This is a genomic window from Streptomyces sp. ATLC9, assembly GCF_057196705.1.
In genome coordinates, this window is record NZ_JBXUOY010000422.1 from 1 (window position 1) to 2,965 (window position 2,965).

Below are 2,965 nucleotides of genomic sequence, written 5' to 3' on the forward strand. Positions count from 1 at the left end.
CCTCGTAGATTTGTATACGCCACAGGGCCCGGCCAGTTGCCGGGGCACGCCGCCCGCCGCCGGACCTGCCGGCCCCCCCTCCGCCCCCCGGTAGCCGGGCGGCAGCCCGGGGAGACCGCCGTCCTCGCCCCGCCGGTCCCCGGGCGCGTCCCGCGCGGGGCCGTCCACATGGCCGCGCGGCAGCACGCCCGGGGGCGCCGGCAGCGGGTCGTACCCGCACAGCGCCTCCTCGGCCGCGCCGGCGGCCAGTCCGGTGAGCATGGCTCGGCCGTCGTCGCAGACCAGGACGGTGTGGGAGGTGATGTTGCGGTGGACCCAGCCGTGCGCGTGGACCGCGCGCACGGCGGTGAGCAGGTCGGCGGCCAGCTCCGCCGCCCGGTGGGGGCTCAGCGGGCGCTCGGCGAGCAGGGCGGACAGCGGCCGGGCCGCGACCAGTTCGCTGACGATCCACAGCCCGTCGCCCTCGACGAAGACATCGAAGACCTGGTCGAGCCGGGGGTGGTCGGGTATCCGGGAGGCGGCCAGCGCGGCCTCCACCGCGCGCCGCACGGCGGGGTCGGCCGGGCGCCGCGTGGCACGGCCGGTGCGGTCGTGCCCGTGGCCGTCCCAGCCGACGAACTCGGCCTCGACGACCTCCGGCAGCGGCACCTGACGGACCAGCACCTCCTGCCCGCTGGCCGTGTCGTACGCGCGGGACTCCACCGGCTCGTACTCGTCCGACGGCGGACGCGGCAAGCGGTACCGCTCGGCCAGCAGCCGGCCCGAGTACTCGTCCACGGCGCCCTCCCCACACGGACTGGTGCCCTACGGCCCGTCAGGATCCTTTCCCAGCAGCCGGATCGCCGACGCACAGGGCCTGCCTGCTATCACGATACGTGCCCGGGCGGCCCCGCGTCGCCCGTCGGCCGGTTGTCTCCGTCTCAGTCCCGGGGGCGGAACGTCCGGAACGCGGTCTCCCGTACCGTGCGGCACTCCTCGCCGTCCCACTCCCCCGTCCCACAGGTGATCATGATGGCGTAGCCGTGGGTGTCGTCGACCCGGAAGCCGCGATTGAGGACGCGCACCCGCTTGCCCTTCTCCACGCGCTCGAACGTCCAGTCCGCGACGGTCGGGTAGTCCCGCCACTTCACGGGCTCGATGTCCACCAGGGAGTAGCCGGTGCTGCTGCCGCGCACCGCGGGCTCCAGGGAGCGCCAGGCACCCGCCGCGCTGTCCCCGGGACTGCCGTTGAAGTCGACCTGGACCTTGGGGTAGCCGCCGCCGGGCGGGGCGTACTTGCCGCCGGAGTTCTGTCCCGCTATCCCGGCGCGCACATAGCCCTCGGGCATGGCCATCGAGAAGTTGAAGCGGTCGTCGGTGACCGTCTCGTAGCCCTCGGGCACCCCCTCGCCGCCCTGTCCGCCCTTGCCCCCGTCCTCGCCGCCGGACCCGCCGTCCTCCTTCTCCTCCCGGCCCTCCCCGCCGGACGGCTCCGCGGAGGAGCCGGTGGGGGACTCGTCCGGCCCGCCGTCGGCACCCGCACCGTCCTCGCCGTCCCGTTCCCCCCCGCTGCCGTCCTGTCCGGCGGTCGGGGCCGCGGAACGCCCGGACCCGGCCCGCTCGCCGGCTCCCTCGTCGTCGCCGGCGAACGCGAGGGCCAGGGCGGTGCCGAGCAGGGCCAGTACCACCACGGCGATCACCGCGAGCCCGGCAGGCTGCCGCGCCACACGGGCCGCGCGGGCCGCACCGGACGGAACGGCGGTGGCCGCCGCGGCGCCGCCGGACGCCCCGGGGCCACCCGCGGTCCCCTTCCCGCCGGTCTTCCCCCCGGCCTCTCCCGCCTTCCCCTCCGCGCCGCGCCCGGCCGCCGCGGCGCCGGCCGCCGGGAGCACGGTCGTACGCGTGCCCTGCGACTCCTTCTTCTTCTCGCCCCCAGCGCGCGGACCGCGGGCCGCGCGCTCCAGCAGCGCCCGCGCGCCCGGCTCGTCCAGCCGCTTGTCCGCGTCCTTGTCCAGCAGTCCGTGGATGACCGGCTCCAGGGCCCCGGCGCGCTTGGGGGGCTCCAGCGGCTCGGTCATCACAGCTGTCAGGGTGGCGATCGCCGACCCCTTGTCGTACGGCGGGCGGCCCTCCACCGCCGCGTACAGCAGCCCGCCCAGCGACCACAGGTCGGAGGGCGGGCCGGGGCGCTGACCGCGCGCCCGCTCCGGAGCTATGTAGGAGGGCGCGCCGACCAGCATGCCGGTGGAGGTGAGGGAGGGGTCGCCCTCGATCTGGGCGATGCCGAAGTCGGTGAGGACGACCCGGCCGTCCTCGTCGGCGATCAGGACGTTGGAGGGCTTCACGTCGCGGTGCAGGATGCCCTCGCGGTGCGCGGCGCGCAGCACGTCGAGGATCGCCAGACCCACCTCGGCCGCCCGCCGCGGCTCCAGCGGGCCGTCCTCGCGCAGCACGTCGGCCAGGGAGCGGCCGTCGACCAGTTCCATGACGATCCAGGGGCGGTCGTCCTCGTCGACCACGTCGTAGACGGTGACGGCGCTGCTGCTGCGGATGCGCGCGATGGCCTTGGCCTCGCGCAGCGTACGGGTGATCAGCCGGCGCTTCTCCTCCTCGTCGATGCTGGAGGGGAAGCGCAGTTCCTTCACCGCGACGGTACGGCTCAGGACCTCGTCCTCGGCCCGCCACACGGTGCCCATTCCGCCGCGGCCCAGGACGTCGCCCAGCCGGTAGCGTCCGCCCAGGAGCCGTCCGGCCTTCTTGCCGCGGCCGTCCACGTCGCTCATGCGTCCCCTCACACTCAGCCCGCCCCAGCAGTGGCCCCATTCTCCCCCACGGGGCGGACCGCGGCGCACTCGGCCGGGTACACGCAACCGGAACGGCGGTGCGCGGGAGCGGGGGTGACGCCCCGGCACTCGCGGCGCGCCCGGAGCGCCCGCGCGCCGGACGCCGATGACAGGCCGTCACCGGGCAGGCCGCCGCGGCGGCC

2 protein-coding genes are annotated in these 2,965 nt (G+C 76.1%); both read right to left on the reverse strand.

All coding sequences use genetic code 11. The features are described from left to right. The coding region (locus tag AC2CJA_RS25735; RefSeq protein ID WP_484605071.1) for a protein kinase family protein at positions 1–777 on the reverse strand (777 nt) is incomplete at its 3' end. Between the two features lie 143 nt (positions 778–920). After that, positions 921–2,762, reverse strand: a complete 1,842-nt coding sequence (locus AC2CJA_RS25740; protein ID WP_484605072.1) for a serine/threonine-protein kinase — start codon at positions 2,760–2,762, stop codon at positions 921–923. Positions 2,763–2,965 lie beyond the last annotated feature (203 nt).

What these genes read in the sequence shown, in the direction of transcription:
- AC2CJA_RS25740 (WP_484605072.1), bottom strand. Translation starts at nt 2,762, where the DNA reads ATGAGCGACGTGGACGGCCGCGGCAAGAAGGCCGGACGGCTCCTGGGC.